The sequence below is a fragment of the Saccharopolyspora rectivirgula DSM 43747 genome, from assembly GCF_000497205.1.
Taxonomy (GTDB): domain Bacteria; phylum Actinomycetota; class Actinomycetes; order Mycobacteriales; family Pseudonocardiaceae; genus Saccharopolyspora; species Saccharopolyspora rectivirgula.
This window is the reverse complement of the sequence record NZ_AYJW01000039.1, coordinates 1-17,230: the sequence shown is the minus strand read 5'-3', so window position 1 is coordinate 17,230 and position 17,230 is coordinate 1. Positions and strand designations below refer to the sequence as shown.

General features: G+C 67.5%; 15 protein-coding genes. 6 read left to right on the top strand and 9 right to left on the bottom strand.

All coding sequences use genetic code 11. The annotated features are described in order from the left end of the window. Window positions 1-35 precede the first annotated feature (35 nt). Together SREC43747_RS0112155 and SREC43747_RS0112150 are read right to left on the bottom strand one after the other, a co-directional pair. Window positions 36-932, bottom strand: a complete 897-nt coding sequence (locus SREC43747_RS0112155) for an ABC transporter permease (RefSeq protein ID WP_029721520.1) — start codon at window positions 930-932, stop codon at window positions 36-38. Beyond that, window positions 929-3,586: an alpha/beta fold hydrolase gene (locus SREC43747_RS0112150; protein ID WP_081722563.1), complete on the bottom strand. Its 2,658-nt coding sequence runs from the start codon at window positions 3,584-3,586 to the stop codon at window positions 929-931. The genes SREC43747_RS0112155 and SREC43747_RS0112150 overlap by 4 nt, the downstream gene beginning before the upstream one ends. A gap of 623 nt (window positions 3,587-4,209) precedes the next feature. On the opposite strand from SREC43747_RS0112150, the gene SREC43747_RS0112145 reads away from it, so the two are divergent. Continuing rightward, the gene (locus SREC43747_RS0112145; RefSeq protein ID WP_029721518.1) at window positions 4,210-5,187 is read left to right on the top strand and encodes a TerC family protein; all 978 of its coding nucleotides are present in this window, start codon (window positions 4,210-4,212) and stop codon (window positions 5,185-5,187) included. 69 nt (window positions 5,188-5,256) lie between these two features. Here SREC43747_RS0112145 and SREC43747_RS0112140 read toward each other — a convergent pair whose 3' ends face one another. Beyond that, on the bottom strand, window positions 5,257-5,916 hold the full coding sequence (locus SREC43747_RS0112140; protein WP_029721517.1) for an RES family NAD+ phosphorylase: 660 nt from the start codon (window positions 5,914-5,916) through the stop codon (window positions 5,257-5,259). A gap of 35 nt (window positions 5,917-5,951) precedes the next feature. Further along, complete coding sequence (locus SREC43747_RS0112135) at window positions 5,952-6,536, bottom strand: hypothetical protein (protein ID WP_029721516.1); 585 nt, start codon at window positions 6,534-6,536, stop codon at window positions 5,952-5,954. 353 nt (window positions 6,537-6,889) lie between these two features. Here SREC43747_RS0112135 and SREC43747_RS0112130 point away from each other — a divergent pair, with 353 nt between their 5' ends. From SREC43747_RS0112130 to SREC43747_RS0112110, 5 genes are all read left to right on the top strand, one after another. After that, window positions 6,890-8,569, top strand: coding sequence for a long-chain-fatty-acid--CoA ligase (locus tag SREC43747_RS0112130; protein WP_029721515.1), 1,680 nt, complete (start codon window positions 6,890-6,892; stop codon window positions 8,567-8,569). 17 nt (window positions 8,570-8,586) lie between these two features. Continuing rightward, complete coding sequence (locus tag SREC43747_RS0112125) at window positions 8,587-9,342, top strand: SDR family oxidoreductase (protein WP_029721514.1); 756 nt, start codon at window positions 8,587-8,589, stop codon at window positions 9,340-9,342. A gap of 3 nt (window positions 9,343-9,345) precedes the next feature. After that, on the top strand, window positions 9,346-10,116 hold the full coding sequence (locus SREC43747_RS0112120; RefSeq protein WP_029721513.1) for an SDR family oxidoreductase: 771 nt from the start codon (window positions 9,346-9,348) through the stop codon (window positions 10,114-10,116). Between the two features lie 74 nt (window positions 10,117-10,190). Next, on the top strand, window positions 10,191-10,832 hold the full coding sequence (locus tag SREC43747_RS0112115; RefSeq protein ID WP_029721512.1) for a TetR/AcrR family transcriptional regulator: 642 nt from the start codon (window positions 10,191-10,193) through the stop codon (window positions 10,830-10,832). Window positions 10,833-10,956: 124 nt separating this feature from the next. Next, window positions 10,957-12,516 (top strand): AbgT family transporter, encoded by a 1,560-nt coding sequence (locus SREC43747_RS0112110; protein ID WP_029721510.1) that lies wholly within the window; start codon window positions 10,957-10,959, stop codon window positions 12,514-12,516. 55 nt (window positions 12,517-12,571) lie between these two features. Here the strand turns inward: SREC43747_RS0112110 and SREC43747_RS0112105 are convergent, their stop codons facing one another. From SREC43747_RS0112105 to SREC43747_RS0112085, 5 genes are all read right to left on the bottom strand, one after another. Next, window positions 12,572-13,024, bottom strand: coding sequence for a MaoC family dehydratase (locus tag SREC43747_RS0112105; protein ID WP_029721509.1), 453 nt, complete (start codon window positions 13,022-13,024; stop codon window positions 12,572-12,574). Between the two features lie 16 nt (window positions 13,025-13,040). Then, window positions 13,041-14,156 (bottom strand): acyl-CoA dehydrogenase family protein, encoded by a 1,116-nt coding sequence (locus SREC43747_RS0112100; RefSeq protein WP_029721508.1) that lies wholly within the window; start codon window positions 14,154-14,156, stop codon window positions 13,041-13,043. Continuing rightward, complete coding sequence (locus tag SREC43747_RS0112095) at window positions 14,153-15,331, bottom strand: acyl-CoA dehydrogenase family protein (protein ID WP_029721507.1); 1,179 nt, start codon at window positions 15,329-15,331, stop codon at window positions 14,153-14,155. Before SREC43747_RS0112095 ends, SREC43747_RS0112100 begins: the two co-directional genes overlap by 4 nt. Before the next feature lie 5 nt (window positions 15,332-15,336). After that, a complete protein-coding gene (gene fabG, locus SREC43747_RS0112090) occupies window positions 15,337-16,095 on the bottom strand; it encodes a 3-oxoacyl-ACP reductase FabG (RefSeq protein WP_029721506.1) in 759 nt (252 codons plus the stop codon). Window positions 16,096-16,152: 57 nt separating this feature from the next. Further along, window positions 16,153-17,230, bottom strand: a 1,078-nt coding sequence (locus tag SREC43747_RS0112085; RefSeq protein WP_029721505.1) for an acyl-CoA dehydrogenase family protein, incomplete at its 5' end; no start/stop codon positions are given.

The window sequence follows — 17,230 nt, the reverse complement described above, 5'->3', positions numbered from 1 at the left end:
GGCCGGGACAGCAGCCGGCCCGCCGCGCACTCCGCTCAGTTCGTGATGTCCTTGCGGGTGAAACGCCAGACCGCGAGGGCGGTGAAGATCGCGCCGTAAGCCACTGCGGACAGCGCACCGTTGGCCACCTCGGACCAGTTGACTTCCTGGCTGAAGAAGTTCAGGTAGGCCCGCGCGTAGTGGGTGGGCAGGTAGGCCCGCAGGTCTCCGAGAGCGGTGATCTCGTCGAGGATGCGGGAGAGGATCGACACCAGCACGGTGCCGCCCACCGCACCCAGCGGCGCATCGGTGTTGACGCTCATCCACAGGGCCAGCCCGGCCACCCAGAACAGGTGCACCAGCAAGTAGCCGACCGCCATCGCGATGCTGAGCAGCCCGGCCTGGAAGGGCAGCGCCTCACCGCTCGGGGTGGTCAGTTCCCCGGTTCCGTACTCGAGCAGGCCGACAGCCGTGGCCACCCCGACCAGCAGAACCACCCCGGTGGCGGACAGCATTGCCGCGACCAGGGTTTTCTGCCGGAGCAGCCGGGCCCGCGGGATCGGTGCGGCGAGCAGGTACTTCAACGTGGACCAGGACGCCTCGCTCGCCACGGTGTCGCCGAACACCAGGGCCACCACCATGACCAGCAGGAAGCTGGCCGAAACGGCCAGGGTGAACACCACGAAGTTCAAGCCGCTCGAGGTGGCGATGTCGGCGAAGGTCCGGCCCCGCTCCGAGGGAGGCTCCCCGATCTGGAAGGCCGCCACCAGCAGCAGCGGAAGCGCCGCGAGGAACCACAGGGTTATCCGGGTGCGGCGGCGCCGCAGCTGGCGGGCCAGCTCCACCCGCAGCGGCAGCGTGCCGTTGGCCCGGTAGCCCTCGGCGCTGCCGTCGGGTTGCGTGCAGCCGCGGGGGGCTTTGACCAGAACACCCTCTCCTGACTGCTGCGTCATCCCTGGTCCTCTCCGACTAGCTGCAAGAACGCGTCTTCCAAGCGTCTGCGGGGCCCCGCTTGGTGCACCGCGATCCCGGCGGCGACCAGAACGTTGATCGCCACGGCGATCGAGTGCTCCGCCAGCTCGGCGTGCACCAGATCACCGTCGATCTCCACCGGCCCGAGACCTTCGACGGTGCGCAACGCCTCGGCGGCTTTCTTCGCGTCATCGACCCGGAAAGTGGCCGAGCCGCTCATCGAAACGATCTCGGACACGCTTCCGGAGGCGATGAGCTTGCCGTTGTGCATCACCACGACGTGGGTGCAGGTCTGCTCCACTTCGACCAGCAGGTGGCTGGACAGCAGCACACTGCGCCCGGTCGCGGCGTAGCGGCGGAGGATCTCCCGCATCTGGTGGATCTGCGGCGGATCCAGCCCGTTGGTCGGTTCGTCGAGGATCAGCAGGTCGGGCAGGCCGAGCATGGCCTGGGCGATGGCCAGCCGCTGCTTCATCCCCTGGCTGTAGGTGCGGACCGGGCGCTGCGCCGCCGAGCCCAGCCCGGCGATCTGCAACACCTCGTCGAACCGGGCTTGCAGCATGGGCCGCCCGGTGGCCGCCCAGTAGTACCGTAAGTTGTCCATGCCGGACAGGTGGGGCAGGAAGCCGGGGTTCTCGATGAGCGCACCCATTCGGGAGAGCACCGGTGCGCCGGGCACCACTCGGTGTCCGAACAAACGGATGTGCCCCTTGGTGGGGTGCACCAGGCCCAGCAGCATCCGCAGCGTCGTGCTCTTGCCCGCCCCGTTGGGGCCGAGCAGGCCGACGATCTGCCCCGGTTCCACGCGCAGCGACAGCCCGGTGACCGCGGCCGGCTTGTCCGGGTAGGACTTCGTGAGGTCGGAGACGACCAGCGGGGTGTCGGCCAGCAGCGGATCGGGTTCATCGCTGCCGTAGCGGATCAGCCGGGAGATGCCCCACACCACCAGCACGGCCAGCAGGATCCCGCCGATCCCGAGCAGCGGCAGCAGCGGGACGGGTTCGGCGGAACTGGTCCCGCGCACCGAGGGGACGACGAGCTCGCCAGCACCGGCGAGGCCTACGCGGTGCACCGCGGGTGCTGCCGGTACCGCGTAGGCCTGGTCGGTGGTGGTGACGGCCAGCTCCAGCCGGTGCCCGGCCTGCAGGGCGTGGACCATCCCGGGCAGCGCGACCTCGACTTCGACCGGTGTTCCGTCGGCCGGCAAACCCGTCACGCGGAAGGGGGCGGCGGAGTTGCCCAACAGCCTCCGGTTGCCGTTTTCGTCGACGTCGTAGAGCTTGGCGAACAGGGTGGCCTCTTCGGAGGAGGGCTGCCCCGGGACCGAGGCCACGGAGATCCTGGTCTGCGGCACCCCGGAGATCATCAGCTGGCTGGACACCGGATCGGTGCTGAACACCGCGGTCTGGCCGGGGATGTCCCGCGCGAGCACTTGGCCGAGTTCGCCCGGGAGTTCCCCACCGGTGCCGAGCCCGGGCAGGGAACTGGTCGCGGCGGGCAACCCGCCGGGCGGGTTGATCACCGGCGCGGGATCTCCGTGCAGGTCGAGCGTGTAGCGCGGGGTGCGCTGCCCGGTCACTCCGGGATAGGTGGGGTTGGAGACGACTCGGACCGGGAGTTCCCCGTCGTTGGAGACCCGTCCGGCGACCTCGTACTCGAAGCCGGTTCCTGGGTTGGGAACCGGCGGCACGCCGCCGAGGTGGAAGGCGAACCAGTCGCCGACCATGTTCTGGATGCGCTGGCCGGGGGCCTGGCCGTCGTGCCCGCCGGCGAACCAGACGACCTTCACCTCGGCGCCTGAGGACGCGATCTGGCGGGCGTTGGCGTCGGCCTGGTCCAGGCCGAAGAGGCTGTCCTGCTCCCCTTGCACCAGCAGCGTTGGCACCTTGATGTGGTGCGCGACCTGCTTCGGCGACACCGATTCCAGCAGCTCCCGGGTGGCCGTGCTGACCTTGCCGGTCCGGGCGATCTCGGTGTAGGCGGCGCACACCTCGGTGGTGAAGTTCCCGCAGGTGGCCGGTGGTGGGGTGGCGGGGGACGCGGGTGGTCCCGCTGCTGGGGAGGAACCGGGCGTGATGTTGCTGCCCGCGGAGAACAACAGGCTGGCCCAGGCCTGTTTGAACACCCCGGCCTCGGCGGTCCCGCCGCGGGCGGGGGTGTTGTCGGCGATCGCACCGCGGGTGGCGTTGTTCGGCAGCAGCGCTTGCGCCAGGTCGTTGTAGGTCATGATCGGCGCGATGGCGTCCACCCGTGGATCGGTGCCGGCCAGCAGCAGGCTGAGCGCGCCGCCGTAGGACACGCCGGTCACCCCGACCCTGGGGTCACCGTCGCCGTCGCGCAGCACCTCCGGCTGGCGGGCCAACCAGTCGAGCAGCTGCTGGGCGTCGGTGACCTCGTACTCCTGCGAGTTGAGGGCGATCTTGCCGGTGCTCCGCCCGAATCCGCGGGCGGAGTAGGTGAGCACGGTGAAGCCCCGTTTGGCCAGTTCGCGGGCCTGTTGTTCGGAGTCTTGCTTGGTGCCGCCGAAGCCGTGCGCGATCATCACGGCCGGAGCCGGAGTTTCCTCGGGCGAATAGAGGGTTACGTCTATTTGAATTCGTTCGGAACGATCCGGCCCGTCGAGCACGTCGACCATTGCTTCTCGGGAAGCTGGTGGTTCGTGGAAGGGTTGATCGTCGATCGACCGCAACGACACCACGAGGACCACGAGTGCGATGCAGGCGAGGGCGACGACCAGCAGGCCCTTGCGACGGCGACGGGAGGTGGACACGCATTCGACAGTAGGGCAAGAAGCCCGAGCGGTTTTTGTCTTGGCCGGGCCACAACGAAGACGCTATGAAGCAGAGACCAAACAGCAACCGGCGACCGCTTCGATCACAAGTCGGTAGCGGCTGCCCGTTCGGTGGCGTCTCGCTGCTCGCAGGCCGGTGCTGCCCAATAAACTGAGCGCCGTATGCTGCCTCGGGCGGTTCGCCACGGCGGTCGCCGCCCGAAATGGCCCGATGGTGATCTTCATCGCACAAGTCCGCCCCATGTGTTCGCAAGTGGGGGGGGTACGCAAGAATCTTGGCCAGGTTGTGGAGGGGAGTATTCCTGCGCGACGGCGTCGTCAGCACGGACCTTGCGGAGTGCAGGCCCGGTGCCGTCGGCCGGCTGGTGCCGGTGGAAGAGACCTCCGGTCCCGGCTTTGCCCTGAACCGGAGGTGGTAGATGCTTGCCAACATGACGGTGCTGGCACAACAGGCCGGCGATGACCAGATGCACGTGCCGTGGTGGGTCTGGTTGGCCACCCTGGGCGGTCTGGCCGTGCTGCTGCTGCTCGATCTGGTGATCGTCGACCGCAAGCCGCACGAAGTGACCGCCGGCGAAGCGGCGAAGTGGGTGGTCTTCTACGTCAGCTGCGCGCTGGTGTTCGGCGTCGGGGTGTGGCTCTTCGGCAGCCCGCACTTCGCGATCGAGTACTTCACGGGTTACATCACCGAGTACTCGCTGAGCATGGACAACCTGTTCATCTTCATGGTGATCATGTCCAGCTTCGCGGTCCCCGCCGTGCACCAGCACAGGGTGCTGTTGATCGGCATCTTGCTGGCGTTGATCATGCGCGGTGTCTTCATCCTCGTCGGTGCGGCGCTGATCGCCCGCTTCGTTTGGATCTTCTTCATCTTCGGCGGTTTCCTGCTGTGGACCGCCGTCAACATGCTCCGCAAGAAGGACGAAGAAGAGGAGTACAAGGAAAACGCCGTGGTGCGGTGGGTGCGGAAGTTCTTCCCGGTCACCGAGGAGTACCACGGCGTCAAGTCGGTGGTGAAGATCGACGGCAAGCGCTACTTGACCCCGATGCTGATGGTCATCGTCGCCATCGGTAGCGCTGACCTGCTGTTCGCGGTCGACTCGATCCCGGCGATCTTCGGCATCACCCAAGACCCGTTCCTGGTGTTCGCGGCGAACGCTTTCGCCCTGATGGGGTTGCGGCAGCTGTACTTCCTGCTCGGCACCCTGGTGAGCAAACTCGTCTACCTGTCCGTCGGACTGGCGATCATCCTCGGGTTCATCGGCATCAAGCTGGTCATCCACGCGCTGCACGAGTACCACTTGGTGCCGGAATGGCTGGAGATCACCAACTGGATGTCGCTCGGCTTCATCGTCCTGGTGTTGGCGATCACGACTTGGGCCAGTTTGGTCAAGTCCAAGCGGGATGCCGAGAACGAGGCGGCTGACAACGGAGCCAGTGCCTGACCATCGGTGCGTTGCGAGAACTGCGCCGGTCCCCGGGGACCGGCGCAGTTCTGCTTTCACGGTTCTTCACTAGTCCAGGAGGGTGTAGTTCAGCTCTCTGCACACCCTGGCCAGGGGGACGTCCAAGCCGGGGTGGCTGAGCGGGAGCAGCACGTCGGGGGCGTCCGGCAGAGCGGTGGAGGCCGGTGGGTCCCACAGGCACAGCGAGTTCCCCCCGTCCATCGACGACCGGTACCACAGCCCGTCCAGCTCCGGGTACGCGGCGCGGATCGCCCGCGCCCAGGCCTGCGTGCGGTGCTTGGGGCCGCTGCTGATGGCTTGGGAAGCGCCTGCCCGGGTGGGCCACAAACCGGTCAGGTCCAGCAGGCGGAGGGTCCGTCGTGGGCGGAACAGGACCAGGTGCGGATCGCGCGATCTTCTATCTACAGTGGAAGTGGCTTGGAACACTTCGGCGATGCAGGTTCGGACCGAAGTGGAGAAGTACAGCACTCCGTGCTCTCTGGTGACAGTGGTCCCGGGGCCGCCGTGCGAGTTGGGGGTGTGCGGATCGAACCGGGCGTGCGGCAGGGGGCCGGCGTACCGGAAGGTGTTCCACTGCTGCGGGTGCTTGCCGCCCGTGGTGTAAACCCGAACGAGTTGGGTACCGGCGGGCACCGCGATCACATCCTCGGTGCGCCGGAGTATTGCCTGCAACACGGCAGGCGCGGGTGGCTGGGGGAGCCGGGCCATCTGCGTCCTGAGGTCGTCTCGCCTGCCGAGAGCGGTCAGGCGGGTGTGCCGATGTTCGCTGCCAGCTCGGCGACCCGGCGGGGGTCACCGCCGGCGAGCAGCCACTCGCGAGGGCTTGCCGGGCGGTCGCCGAGTTCGAGATCTTCCTGCGGAGTGGTCATGAAGTTGGCGAGCACCAGCGCGGGTTGGTCCGTTGGCATCGCAGGGATCACCAACTCCAGACCGGGGAGCACGTCGCTGTCGGTGAACTGCCACGCGGGCAACCGCCAGCCGCCGCGGTCCTTCCAGCCCATCAGCCGGTGTTCGGCGATGCGGTGTCGGATGCGGCTGCTGTCCACCCCGATGCGCTGCGCGGCCTGGTTGACCGACAGCGCGGTGTCCCGCAGCACGGTCTGCTCGGCCACGGTGCGCGCCCGCTGGTCGGTCTCGGTCTCCTCGAGCGGGTCCATGTCCAACCCGGCTTCGGAGAGGGCGGCGCGTTCGGATTCGGTGAAGTGCGCGGCTGGATCCGTCTGCGGTGAGGTGAGCTTCTTGGCTGCGTCCTCGACCAGGGACAGGAATTCGTCGGCCGTGACCTTCAATCCGGCGCGGGCCAGAACGGTTTCCAGCGCGGCTGTCATAAACCCAAGCTTAGCGCGCTGAAGGGCGAAAGTGTGCGCCAACGTGCGCTGGGCGGGGGAGAAACCACCGGCCGCATCATTCGGACTCCGAAGAGTAGTCGGCGGGCGGGGCGAACGGGCGGCTTTTTCGTGGGGCGGGGGCGTTCGCCGTGTTCGCTCGGTGTTCGGCGGTGGGTTCGAGGTGGGTGCTGCGCTGCTCGAGCCGGGGGTCAACGCTGGATTCTTCGCCGTCTTTTCCGCTCAGTGGAAATCAGGTGCGGGTGGTGAACAACGGATGTGGGGGTTGACTCCGACGCGGATCACACCGTTGACTGGGCCGTACCGACTGGTCGGTCTTCGATGGAGGTGGCGCGTTGGGCAGTGCTTACGACGAACGTCCGTGGCTGTCTCTTTACGGTGACGACACACCCCGGGAGCTGAAGCCCGAGCACAGCACGCTGCTCGAGATGTTCACCGAGGTCTGCCGGCAGCACCCGGAGCGCACGGCGATCACTTACTTCGACGCCGAGCTGACCTACCGCGAACTCGGCCAGCTCAGCGACAGCCTTGCTGCTTACCTGCAACAACGCGGGGTCCGGCGAGGCGACCGGGTGGCCCTCTACCTGCAGAACGTGCCGCAATTCGTGATCGGGCTGCTCGCCGGGTGGAAAGCCGGTGCGATCGTGGTCCCGCTCAACCCCATGTACCGGAGCAGGGAGCTCACCAAGATCCTCGGCGACTCCTCCCCGGTGGCGGCCATCTCCTCCGAGCAGGGATGGCATGAGGCGTTCGGCGAAGTGGCCGGGAAGCTGGGCATCGACATCGCGATCACCACCAGCGAGCTGGACTTCCAGACCCGCAACGACCCGCGGCTGTTCAGCGGCCTCGAACGGCGCTCCGCCCGGGACTGCGCGGACCTGGTGGAGATCACCCGCTCCTGGGCGGGCCGGCGGCCATCGGAAGCAGCGCTGTCCGCCGACGACATCGCACTGCTGGTCTACACCTCCGGCACCAGCGGGGTGCCCAAGGGCGCCACCAACACCCACGGCAACCTCGTCTTCAACTCGGAGGGGTTCAAGGCGCGGATCCACGACAAGGAGAACGTCGGCGTCTTCGGACTGGCCCCGCTGTTCCACATCACCGGCATGGTCTGCCAGCTGGGGGCGAGCATCGCGCTTCGCGGCCGGCTGGACCTGGCGTACCGGTTCGAAGCCGGGGTGGTGCTCGACGCGCTGGCCGAGCGCAAGCCCTACTACATGATCGGACCGGCCACCGCGTACATGGCCTTGATGAACCACCCGGACGTCACCCGGGAGCACTTCTCCTCGCTCGGGCTGGTGTACTCCGGCGGCGCGCCACTGCCCTCCGCGGTGGTCGAGACGTTCCGGAAGAGGTTCGGGCACTACATCCGCAACGGCTACGGGCTGACCGAGACGACCGCCACCGCGACCTCCGTTCCGTCCCATTTGGAAGCTCCGGTCGACCCCGCCTCCGGGACGCTCAGCGTGGGGATACCGACCTTCAACACGATCGTCCGCATCGTCGGGGAAGACGGTGAGGACCTCCCCGTCGGCGAAACCGGGGAGATCGTCATCGAGGGCCCCATGGTCGTCCCGCAGTACTGGAACAAACCGGAGGAGACCAAAGCCGGCATTCGCGACGGTCGACTGCACACCGGGGACGTCGGCTTCATGGACCCGCAGGGCTGGTTCTACGTCGTGGACCGCAAGAAGGACATGATCAACGCTTCCGGGTACAAGGTCTGGCCCCGGGAAGTCGAAGACGTCCTCTACGGCCATCCGGCGGTTCGAGAAGCTGCGGTGGTCGGAATTCCCCACCCGTACCGGGGAGAAACCGTGAAGGCCTACGTCAGTTTGCGGTCCGGGCAGTCGGCGACCGAGCAAGAACTGATCGACCACTGCCGGAAGCAGCTGGCCGCCTACAAGTACCCGCGCAGCGTCGAGATCCTCGACGAACTGCCGAAAACGACCACCGGCAAGATCATGCGCCGTCAGCTGCGCGAAACCGCTCGTGCGGCAGCCACCGGAAACTGAAAGCGGAGAGGAAGCAGATGAGCAAGCGATTCGACGGCAAGACGGCGATCGTCACCGGAGCCAGCCGGGGAATCGGGCTGGCCATAGCCGAGCGCTTGGTGTCCGAAGGGGCCAAGGTGTGCATCACCGCGCGCAAGCCGGAGCCGTTGGCCGAAGCCGTGGAAACCCTCGGGGGAGCGGAGAACGCGATCGCGGTTCCCGGCAAAGGGGACGATCCCGAGCACCACGCCGAAGCGGTTCGCAAGACCGTGGAAACGTTCGGCGGCGTGGACCTGCTGGTGAACAACACCGGAATCAACCCGGTGTACGGGCCGCTGGTCGACCTCGACCTGGCCGCTGCGCGCAAGGTCTTCGAGGTCAACGTGCTCGGTGCGCTGTCGTGGACGCAGCACGCCTACCGCGCCTGGATGAAGGACCACGGGGGTGCGGTGCTCAACCTGTCCTCTGTGGCGGGACTGCGGCCGGCCCCGGGCATCGGATTCTACGGGGCCACCAAGGCGATGCTGGCGCACATCACCCAGGAGCTGGCGGTGGAGCTGGGGCCGAAGATCCGGGTCAACGCCATCGCCCCGGCTGTGGTGAAGACCAAGTTCGCCACTGCGCTGTACGAAGGCAAGGAAGAAGCCGTTTCCGCGCAGTACCCGCTGAAGCGGCTGGGCATTCCGTCCGATGTCGGCAGTGCGGCGGCCTTCCTGCTCTCCGATGACGCCTCCTGGATCACCGGGCAGGTGCTCGTGCTCGACGGTGGTGTCACGTTGACCGGAGGAGTGTGAGCGGTGGAACTCGCCGGGTCGGTTGTGGTGATCACCGGTGCTGGCAACGGCATCGGTGCTGCGCTGAGCCGGGAATTGGCGCGGCGCGGGGCGAAGCTGGTGCTCAACGACGTGGACGAGGCCGCACTGGCGGGAGTCGCCGAGCAGACCGGTGCGGTCGCCGTCGCAGGAGATGTCGCTCAAGACGGTGATGTCCGCGCGCTGGTCGACGCCGCGTTGGAAAAGCACGGAAGAATCGACGTCTTCTGCGCCAACGCCGGAGTGGCCAGGCACGGGGGACCGGAAGTCGACGAGGAGCTGTGGGTCCAGTCGTGGGAGATCAACGTCATGGCGCACGTCCGGGCGGCCCGGGCGGTGCTTCCGCACTGGATCGAACGCGGCCGCGGGCACTTCCTGGCCACCGTGTCCGCAGCGGGCTTGTTGACCTCGCTCGGTGCGGCGCCGTACTCGGTGACCAAGCACGCAGCGCTGGCCTTCGCCGAGTGGCTGGCGATCACGTACGCCGACCGGGGCATCTCGGTCCAAGCCCTGTGCCCGCAAGGGGTTCGCACCCGGATGCTGGACAACACCGGTGAAACGGGCAAGAAGCTGTTGGAGCCCGGGGCGTTGGACCCGGATACAGTGGCCGAGGTGACGGCCGAGTCACTGGGCAACGGCAAATTCCTGATCTTGCCGCACCCGGAAGTGGCCGAGTACTACGCAAGGCGCGCTGCGGACCCGGACCGGTGGCAGGACGGCATGCGCCGGCTGCAGCACAAGATCACCTCGTCCTGAACGGATGGCGGTCCGCGCCGTGCCCGGAACCAGCGCGACGATACTCTGGAGAAAGCTGTGTTGGGGAGGTAGCCATGGCGCGGACCGCTAACCGCCATCCGGAAGCAGATGACTCGGCGGTGGCCGAATCGGTGCCGCAGCGGTTATTGCGCGCCGCGACCCGGCTGTTCGCCGAGCAGGGGTTCGAGACCACTTCGGTGCAGCAGATCGTGGACGCCGCCGGGGTCACCAAGGGCGCGATGTACCACTACTTCGGCTCCAAGGACGATCTGCTGTACGAGATCTACGCCCGGGTGCTGCGCGTGCAGCAGGCCCGCATGGAACAGGCCGCGGACAGCTCCGCGCCGGTGGAGGAGCGGCTGCACGCGGTGGCCGCGGACGTCGTCGCCACCACCGCGGCCAATCTGGACGACACGAAGATCTTCTTCCGGTCCATGCACCTGCTCAGCCCGGAAAAACAAGCCGAAGTCCGGGCTGAACGCCGGCGCTACCACGAACGGGTTCGCCGGTTGATCGAGGAGGGCCAGGAAAGCGGAGTGTTCCGCCCGGACAAGTCAGCCGATCTGGTGGTGGACTTCTTCTTCGGAGCAGTGCACCACCTGGGCACCTGGTTCCGCAAGGACGGAGCGCTGAGCGGGGAGCAGGTGGGAGAGCACTTCGCGGACCTGTTGTTGGCAGCGCTCCGCCCGGAGGCAGCGGGCAACGGGGAAAGCTGAACCGCTCGGCTCGTTTCCCGCCTGTTTCAGCCAGCGGTCAATATCAGGCCACCTCTTGCGCTACTCCCGCTGCACCGAGTTCGCTACCGGGCGAAGGCAATCAGCGAACTAGCGGGAGCCCAGCATGAGCAGCGACGCCCCTGCCGTGAAACCCACCCGGTTGGACCGGGTGCTCAATGGGATCGAGCGAGTCGGCAACAAACTCCCCGAGCCGTTCTTGCTGTTCGGCTTGCTATTCGTGGTGGTCGCGATCGTTTCGACGGCAGTGGCTGCCTTCGGGGTGACCGTGCAGATCCCGGGCTCGGAGGAAACCATTCCGGTCCGGGGAGCGCTGAGCGGTGAAGGATTGGCTTTCCTCTTCACCGAAATGCCCTCGAACTTCATCGGTTTCCCACCGCTGGAAACGGTGGTCACCATCATGCTGGCGGTCGGCCTGGCCGAGCAGACCGGACTGTTGGGGGCCCTGATCCGCGCGGCGTTCTCCGGGGCTCCGCGGTGGGCCCTGCCGTACGCGGTCGGTCTGATCGGCATCACCTCGAGCGTGATGGCGGACTCGGCGATGATCATCCTCCCGCCGCTGGCGGCGATGGTGTTCAAAGCAGCGGGACGCCACCCGGTCGCCGGGCTGCTCGGCGGGTTCGCCGCAGCCGGGGCCGGGTACTCCACGGCACCGGTGGTCACCAGCCTCGACGCCCTGTTCTCCGGCATCAGCAACAAGGTCGTCGAAGCGCTCCCGATCCCGGGGATCACCACCGTGGCGCCGGTGTCGAACTACTACTTCAACCTGGTGTCCTCGCTCGTGCTCGGCCTGCTCGTGGGCTTCCTCATCGACAAGCTCCTCGAACCGCGGATCAACCGGCTCGGCGTGTCGCGGGAGGAATCCGACGCGAAGACCGGTCCGGAAATCGGAACCACCCTGGAGGACGTGGAGCGACGAGGGCTGGTCCGCGCCGGACTGACCTTCCTGGTCCTCGCTCTGGCGGTCACCGCGCTGGCGGTGTGGCCGGATTCGCCGCTGCGCAACGAAGCCGGCCAGTTCTTGCCGGAATCACCGCTGCTGGACTCGGTCACCACGCTGACCTTCGCCGCTTTCGCGGTTCCCGGCATCGTCTACGGGGCCATCACCGGGGTGATCGGCCGAGCCGCGGACGTTCCCAAGTTGATGGGCGCCTCGCTGCGCGAACTCACCGGTTTCTTCGTGCTGGCGTTCATGCTCGGTCAGTTCATCGCCCTGTTCAACTGGACGAACCTCGGCGCTCTGGTGGCGGTTTCCGGCGCCGAGTTGCTGAAGGCGCTCAACCTGGCCGGTTACCCGGCTTTCCTCGGCTTCATCGTGCTGGCTTCGCTGCTCAACCTGTTCATCATCTCCGGGTCCAGCCTGTGGACGTTGATGGCAGCGGTCTTCGTCCCCATGTTCGCGCTGCTCGGTTTCGAACCCGGCTTCGCGCAGGCCGCTTTCCGGGTCGGTGACTCGGCAACGCAGATCATGACCCCGCTGAACCCGTACATGGTCATTCTGCTGACCTACTTGCGCCGGTACGAGCCGAGCGCGGGAATGGGCACCCTGGTGGCCAGGATGGCGCCGTTCGTCTTCCCGTTCTGGCTCGTCTGGGTGCTCATCCTGACCGTGTTCTACGTCGCGGACCTGCCGCTGGGGCCGGGCATGGGCATCCACATCCGCTGAGAAAGCGAAACGGCATCGCTGCTCGGCAGCGATGCCGTTCCTCCGCGCTCTGCGGTCAGAAGATCACCCTGGTGAGGAATTCGGCCACGCAAGCCGGTTTTTCCTCGCCCTCGATCTCGATCGTGGCTTGCACGGCCATCTGCAGGCCTCCGCTGACCTCGGTGACGTCCACCAGCTCGGTGTGCGAGCGGACCCGGGAGCCGACCTTGACCGGGCTCGGGAAGCGGACCTTGTTGAGCCCGTAGTTGATTCCCATCTTGACGCCCTCGAACCGGTAGGTCTGCCCGTTGAGGTGGGGGAGCAGGCTCAGGGTCAGGAAGCCGTGGGCGATGGGCCCGCCGAACGGTCCCTGCTTGGCCCGCTCGACGTCGACGTGGATCCACTGGTGGTCGTGGGTCGCGTCGGCGAACTGGTTGACCTGCTCCTGCGTGATGGTCAACCAGTCACTGGTGCCGAGCTTCTCCCCCTTGGCCGCCAGCACATCTTCCTTGCTGCTGAAAACGCGCACTGGTCCTCCTCGCACTTCAGGGAGTTGGCAGGTTCACGAGCTCTCCGATGCGCTGTCGGTGCCGTTCGGCCGTCCCGAAGGCCAACTGCGCCGACTTCGCCCGGCCCAGGTACAGGTGGGCCGGATGCTCCCAGGTCATGCCGATGCCGCCGTGCAGCTGCAGGTGCTCTTCGGCCGCCAGCACCGCCAGGTCGGAGCAGTACGCCTGGGCGAGGGCCACGGCGAGCTCGGTTTCGGCGTCGTCGCGAGCCAGCGCATCAGCGGCGTTGCGCGCGGTCGCCCGCGCGGTGCTCACCCCGGTCCACAGATCGGCCAGGCGGTGCTTGATGGCCTGGAACGAGCCGATCTGCCGGCCGAACTGGTAGCGGGTCAACGAGTACTCCACAGTGGAGTCCAGGCAGTGCTGGGCGAGCCCGGTCTGCTCCGAGGCCAGCACCCCGGCCGCGGTCAGCAACGCGCGGCGCAGCACCCGCTCCGCTGCAGCACCGCTGACCAGCTCTTGCGCCGGAGCGCCGTCCAGTGCGACCGTTCCGAACCGCCGGGTCAGGTCCAGCGGGGTCGTTTCGGTGCGGGTGACCCCCTCGGCGGAGACGTCCAGCAAGTAGAGCGACGGAACGTCGGAATCCACCGCCGGAACGACGAGGAAGTCGGCGAACGGGAGCTCGACCACCGCGGACGCGGTGCCGGTCAAGGATCCCGAATCGGCTTTCACCGACCGCGGGAACGGGCTGTACGGCGAACTGGCCAAGCTGACCGCGACCGTGGCGATCCGAGAGCCGTCGGCCAGCTGCGGCAGCAGCTCACCGGCCGGCTCCGCGGAGCACTCCGCGAGAACCGTGGTGGCCAGCACGGTGCCGAGGAACGGCACCGGGGCCACCGCTCGACCCAATTCCTCGGCCACCACCGCCAGCTCCCGAGCACTGGCCCCGGAACCGCCGACCTGTTCGGGCACGGCCAGCGCGGCCAGCCCGAGCTCCCCGGCCAAGGTGCGCCAGAGCTGCAAGTCGTACGGTTGCTCGGTCTCGCAGCGGGCGAGCACCGAGGTCCAGTCGCAGCGGTCGGCCAGCAGCCGGCGGACGCTGTCCCGGAGGTCTTCTTCGACCTGGCTGTAGAGCAGATCCGGGGCGCTCATCGCGGCAGCTCCTTCCAGGGCACGTCCTTGTCCGTGCGGATCTCCTGGGGCAGGCCCAGCACCCGCTCTGCGATGACGTTGCGCAGGATCTCCGAAGTACCGCCTTCGATGGAGTTCCCCTTGGCCCGCAGATAGCGGTACCCGGGGCCCCGGGCGGTGAAGTCGGCCCGCTCCGGACGCCGGAACGTCCAGTCGTCGTAGGCGAGCCCCTCTTCACCCAGCATCTCCAGCTCCAGACCGGAGATCTCCTGGTTCAGCCGGGCGAACGAGAGCTTGACCGCGGAACCTTCCGGACCCGGGCTGCCCACGGCCAACTGCTGGCGCAGCCGCTGGCTGGTGAGCCGGGTGGCCTCCGCTTCCACCCACAACCGCAGCAGCCGGTCGTGCAGCCCGGAGGTGCGCACTTCCGGGCGGTCGCGCCAGGTCTGCGCGATGATGCCGATCATGCCGGATTCCCGGGCGATGTTGCTGCCGCCGATGGCCACGCGCTCGTTCATCAGGGTGCCCATCGCGACCTGCCAGCCCTGGCCGACCTCTCCCAGCCGGTGGCTGTCGGGGATCCGCACCCCGGACAGGAACACCTCGTTGAACTCGGCTTCGCCGGTGATCTGCCGGAGCGGGCGCACTTCGACACCGGGCGCGGTCATGTCGCAGATGAAGTAGGTCAGCCCCTTGTGCTTGGGCTGGTCCGGGTCGGAGCGGGCGACCAGGATCGCCCACTGGGCGCGGTGGGCCAAGGACGTCCACACCTTCTGCCCGTCGATGACCCACTCGTCACCGTCCCGGACCGCCCGCGTGGACAGGGCGGCGAGGTCGGATCCGGCGCCGGGCTCGCTGAACAGCTGGCACCAGATCTCCTCGCCAGTCCACAGGGGACGCAAGAATCGACGCCGTTGTTCGTCGTTGCCGAACCGCAAGATCGTGGGAGCGGCCATCCCCAGGCCGATGGAGTTCTCCCGAGGACGGTTGTCCGGCGCGCCAGCCTTGGCGAATTCGGCTTCGACGACGGTTTGCAGCTCCCGGGGCGCGCCCAGGCCGCCGAGCCCGGTGGGGAAGTGCACCCAGGCGAGCCCGGCGTCGAACCGCGCCCGAAGGAATTCCAGCCGGTCCATCCGCTTCGGATCGTGCTCGGCGAGGAATTCCCGCACTCGCTGGCGGAGTTCGTCGGCGTCCATCGGTGTCACGCCTTCGGGCCGCCGGCGACGTAGATGACCTGGCCGGAGACGAACGAAGAGCGCTCGTCGGCGAAGAAGGACACCACGTGGGCGATGTCCTCGGGCTTGCCGGCACGCCCGACCGGGATCGTGCTGACCGCCGCCTTGGTGAAGTCCTCGAAGGACATCCCGACCCGCTCCGCGGTGGCCTTGGTCATGTCGGTGGCGATGAAGCCCGGAGCGATGGCGTTCACCGTGATCCCGAACTTGCCCAGCTCGATCGCCAGGGTCTTGGTGAAGCCCTGCAACCCGGCCTTGGCGGTGGAGTAGTTGGCCTGCCCGCGGTTGCCCAGCGCGGAGGTGCTGGACAGGTTGATGATGCGGCCCCACTTGGCCTCCACCATGTGCTTCTGCACCGCCCGGCTCATCAGGAACGAGCCGCGCAGGTGCACGTTCATCACCGTGTCCCAGTCGTCGTCGGTCATCTTGAACAGCATGTTGTCCCGGATGACGCCGGCGTTGTTGACCAGCACGAGCGGTGCGCCGAGCTCGGCGACGATCCGGTCGACCGCGGCCTGCACCTGGTCGCTCTTGCTGACGTCAGCGCCGATCGCCAGCGCCTTTCCGCCGTCGGCCTCGATCGACTTGACCGTGTCGGCGCACTGCTGCTCGTCCAGGTCGATGACCGCGACGGCGAAGCCGTCCTCGGCGAGTCGTTTCGCCGTCGCGGCACCGATCCCGCGGGCAGCGCCGGTGACAACAGCGACTCGACTGGTGTCTGCCATCGAAGTGCTCCTCCTTGTGCGAGGTTGGTGACTGGTTCGCGAACAGGTCGACCGGTGCTACCGGTACTTCTTCAGCTCCCGGCGGGCGAGGGACCGCCGGTGCACCTCGTCCGGTCCGTCGACGATGTGCAAAGTCCGGGCGTGGGCGTACATGTTGGCCAGCGGGAAGTCCTGGCTGACCCCGGCGCCGCCGTGCGCCTGGATCGCGCGATCGATGACCCAGGTGGCGACTTCCGGAACGGCCACCTTGATCGCCTGGATCTCGGTGTGCGCGCCCTTGTTGCCGACCGTGTCCATCAGCCACGCGGTCTTGAGCACCAGCAGCCGAGCCTGCTCGATCTTGATGCGGGCTTCGGCGATCCAGTGCTGGACGACTCCCTGGTCCGCCAGCGGCTGGCCGAAGGCGACCCGCTCGTTGGCTCGGCGGCACATCAGCTCGAGAGCCCGCTCTGCCATGCCGATGGCCCGCATGCAGTGGTGGATGCGCCCCGGGCCGAGCCGGGCCTGGGCGATGGCGAACCCCTCGCCCTCACCGGCGATGATGTTCTCGGCCGGAACCCTGACGTTGTCGAAGACCACCTCGGCGTGGCCACCGTGGTCCCCGTCGGTGTAGCCGAAGACGTTCATGCTGCGCTTGATGTGCACACCGGGGGTGTCCACCGGGACCAGGATCTGGCTCTGCTGGCGGTGCCGCTCCGCGTTCGGATCGGTCTTGCCCATGACGATCAGGATCTTGCAGCGCGGGCTCATCGCTCCCGAGGAGAACCACTTGCGCCCGTTGATGACGTAGTGGTCGCCGTCGCGCTCGATCCGGGTGCTGATGTTGGTCGCGTCCGAAGAGGCCACGTCCGGCTCGGTCATGCAGAACGCGGAGCGGATCTCCCCTTCCAGCAGTGGTTTGAGCCACTGCTCCTTCTGCTTTTCGGTGCCGAACATGGCCAGGACTTCCATGTTCCCGGTGTCCGGTGCCGAGCAGTTGGTCGCTTCGGGAGCCAGTCGACCCGAGCGGCCCATGATCTCGGCCAGCGGCGCGTACTGCAGGTTCGTCAACCCGGCGCCGTGCTCGCCCGGCAGGAACAGGTTCCACAGGCCGCGCTTGCGCGCTTCCTTCTTGAGCTCCTCGACGATCGGCGGG